The organism is Rhodopirellula sp. JB055 (genome assembly GCF_043100905.1).
Lineage (GTDB): Bacteria > Planctomycetota > Planctomycetia > Pirellulales > Pirellulaceae > Rhodopirellula.
This window is the reverse complement of sequence record NZ_JBICHO010000212.1, coordinates 1-3,563: the sequence shown is the minus strand read 5'-3', so window position 1 is coordinate 3,563 and position 3,563 is coordinate 1. Positions and strand designations below refer to the sequence as shown.

Here is a 3,563-nt window from a genome sequence, read left to right as displayed (position 1 = left end):
TCCGGTGCTGCCCGACGTGTACAGGATGAACAGAGGCGTTTCGCTATCGAGCGGCTTCGCTGACATCTCACCCGGTTGGCTGTCCACGACGTCGTGCCACCAAACGTCTCGACCTTCTTGCATCGGCACTTCTTCACCGGTGCGGCGGAGCACCAAGCAGTGCTCAACGGTCGAAGAATTTTCCAGCGCTTCATTGACCGTTTCTTTGAGCGGCAAAATCTTGCCGCGACGGTACAAGCCATCCGATGTGATCATCAGTTTGGCCGAAGCGTCATTGTTTCGTTCCGCAATCGAAGCGGCACTGAACCCAGCAAAGATCACCGAGTGAACCGCACCGATGCGAGCACACGCCAACATCGCGATGGCGAGTTCCGGCGTCATCGGCATGTAAATGCTGACCACGTCTCCAACACCAATCCCCAACTGAGTCAGGCCCTCGGCGCACTTGGCGACTTCGGTTTGCAATTCCGCAAAGGTGAGCGTGCGTTGATCGCGAGGCTTTCCGTCTTCAACGGGCTCCCCTTCCCAAATGATCGCCGTTCGATCACCGCGTCCCGCCGCCACGTGGGCGTCGACGCAGTTGTAACTGGCGTTGGTCTTGCCACCGACGAACCACTTCGCATGAGGGGGTTGCCAGTCGCACACCGTGTCAAATGGTTCGAACCAGTGCAAATGTTCGAGTGCTTCGGCTCGCCAAAATTCGTCCGGGTTGTCGCGAGCGGCAGCGGCCAGCTTCTCGTACTGTTCCTCCGTCGAGATCACCGCTTTGGATGTGAACTCGGTCGGTGGATGAAACAGGCGATCTTCAATCAACACGTGATCGATCGACCCTGATGCATTGGAAGGCTCGGAAGGATTGGAACTGGACTCAGACGCGGACGCGGTGGGCATGGGTCAGGATGGGGGCAATCGAGGAGCGGGGAGGGAAACACGTCAGCCCTTAGCTTAATGGGAATCGCTGCCGTTGTGGTGGAGGCGATTCAGAACCAATTCGTTACGATACACGGTTCATCCATTTGTCTTCCTCCAACGCTCGATGATTGCTCCCATGGACTGGACCACAATTGACGCCTGCCGCACCAGCACCGAGTTGCGACGCCCTCTCGAAATTCGCGGGTGGATCCGAACACGCCGCGACAGCAAAGGTGGTTTCAGCTTCTTGGAAGTCAACGACGGCACGTCTCTGGGCAATCTGCAAGTCGTCGCCCCCGCCGACCTGGAAAACTATACCGATGAGATCCAAAAACTGACGGCGGGATGCAGCGTTGTCATTCAAGGCGAGCTGGTTGAGTCCCCCGCCAAAGGGCAGGCGACCGAAATGATCGCCAGCTCCATTCGCGTCATCGGCTGGTGCGATGGAGAAACCTACCCACTGCAAAAAAAACGGCACTCGTTCGAAAAACTTCGCGAATGGTCGCACCTCCGAGCTCGCACCAACACGCTTGGCGCCGTGATGCGAGTTCGCAACCGGATCAGCCAATCGATCCACCGTTTCTTCGACGACGAAGGCTTCAACTACCTGCACACGCCGATCATCACAGCCAGCGACTGCGAAGGCGCCGGCGAAATGTTCCGCGTCACCACGCTGAACCTGGAAAAACTGGCCGGTTCGAATCGCCCTTTTGATACGAAACAAGATTTCTTTCAAAAGCCAACCCATCTGACGGTCAGCGTCCAACTGGAAGCGGAAACGTACGCGACGGCGTTGTCTCGCGTGTACACCTTCGGGCCCACCTTCCGCGCCGAAAACAGCAACCCGTCGCGGCACCTGGCCGAGTTCTGGATGGTCGAACCCGAAGCCGCCTTCTACGACCTCCACGACAACATGCAATTGGCGGAAAGATTTCTCAAACGAGTCTTCTCGGATTGCCTCTCGCATTGCGGCGAAGACATGGAGTTCTTCAACGAAAGAATTGAGAAAGGAAAAATCGATCAACTCAAATCGGTGATCGAAAAACCGTTCGAACACATGACCTACACCGACGCGGTCGAACGCTTGCTCGCCTGTGATGAAAAGTTCGAATACCCGGTTGAGTGGGGCACGGACCTGCAAGCCGAACACGAACGGTATTTGACCAGCGTCGTCGGCGGCCCAGTCATCCTGACGGACTACCCATCGTCGATCAAACCGTTCTACATGCGAGTCAGTGACGACGGCAAAACGGTCGCCGCGATGGACGTGTTGGTTCCCGGCGTCGGCGAAATCATCGGCGGGTCGCAGCGAGAAGAACGTCTCGATGTGCTGCAACGCCGCATGGCCGAAGGCGGCTTGGACGAATCGGAATACTGGTGGTACGTCGACCTGCGTCGGTACGGCACCGTGCCCCATGCGGGATTCGGTTTGGGATTGGAACGAGCCGTCCAGTACGTGACCGGCATGGCGAACATTCGTGACGTGATCCCGTTCCCACGCACGCCGGGCAACGCCGAATTTTAATGTCCAGTGCCGTTTGCCGATTGGCACCTTCGCCAACGGGAGCACAGCACCTCGGCAACGCGAGAACATTCCTGATCGCGTACTGGAGTGCTCGGTCCCAAAACGCGCGTTTGATTCTGCGGATCGAGGACATCGATTCGCCACGCATCAAACCTTGGGCGACCGAACAAGCGATCACGGACCTGAGATGGCTCGGCATGGATTGGGATGGCGACCCGATTATCCAAACCGAACGATCGCCGCTGTACGACCGGGCCCGCGAACGTTTGCTCGACGCTGATCGCGTGTACCCATGCAGCTGCACGCGTCGCGACATCGAAGCCGCCGCATCGGCCCCGCATGAAAGCACCGCCTCGGGATGGACACCCGATGCACCGGTCTATCCCGGAACCTGTGCGGGTTGGAAAAACGGCGATCCGCTGCCGGAAGACAAACCGTTCTGCTTTCGCTTTCGAATGCACGCGAAACCCGATCGTTTTTTTGATCGAGTCCACGGCGATGTCACCTGCGATCCCATTCGAGACATCGGCGACTTTCCCATCACGAGAAAAGCGGAAACAGCAACCGACTGCTTGGCGGCATATCAACTTGCGGTCGTCATCGATGACATCGACGCGGGAGTCACGGAAGTCGTCCGTGGCGACGACTTGATCCTCAGCACGTTTCGGCAGCTTCAACTCTACGAAGCACTGGGACATTCGCCGCCCAGCCACGCACACGTGCCACTGGTCACCGGCACCGACGGGCGACGCCTCGCCAAACGTCACGGTGACACACGTCTGTCACATTTTCGAGAACAAGGCATGACGCCTGAAACGATCGTCCGCTGGGCCGCGAAAACATCGGGACTGTGCCCCGATTCGGATGACTCGCTGAAAGACATGACGCTCGATCAAATCCACCAAAAACTGATCAGTCAATTCGACTGGGTTCACATCCATCGCCAACCAACCATCGTCGATGACTTTGGTTCAGCCATCGACTGATCCCTGCACGAGTTATCGAGTGGTCTGTCACAGCCAAAAGTGAAGATGGATCGCAGTGGACGAGGCCACGAGTCTTTGGATTTGACGCCAGTTCAGGACTCGTGGCCTCGTCCACTAGCTTAAAACCAAGTCCTGACAGA

Annotated in this window: 3 protein-coding genes; 2 read left to right on the top strand and 1 reads right to left on the bottom strand. The window is 57.5% G+C overall.

Annotated features, from left to right (window positions below; all coding sequences use genetic code 11):
* A partial coding sequence (locus ACF8AM_RS08780) for an AMP-binding protein (protein WP_392555275.1) occupies nucleotides 1-891 on the bottom strand: 891 nt, incomplete at its 3' end.
* Between the two features lie 157 nt (nucleotides 892-1,048).
* Between ACF8AM_RS08780 and asnS the strand changes: the two genes are divergently transcribed.
* Together asnS and gluQRS are read left to right on the top strand one after the other, a co-directional pair.
* Nucleotides 1,049-2,437, top strand: a complete 1,389-nt coding sequence (gene asnS / locus ACF8AM_RS08775; RefSeq protein ID WP_392555274.1) for an asparagine--tRNA ligase — start codon at nucleotides 1,049-1,051, stop codon at nucleotides 2,435-2,437.
* Complete coding sequence (gluQRS, locus tag ACF8AM_RS08770) at nucleotides 2,437-3,423, top strand: tRNA glutamyl-Q(34) synthetase GluQRS (protein ID WP_392555273.1); 987 nt, start codon at nucleotides 2,437-2,439, stop codon at nucleotides 3,421-3,423. Before asnS ends, gluQRS begins: the two co-directional genes overlap by 1 nt.
* Nucleotides 3,424-3,563 lie beyond the last annotated feature (140 nt).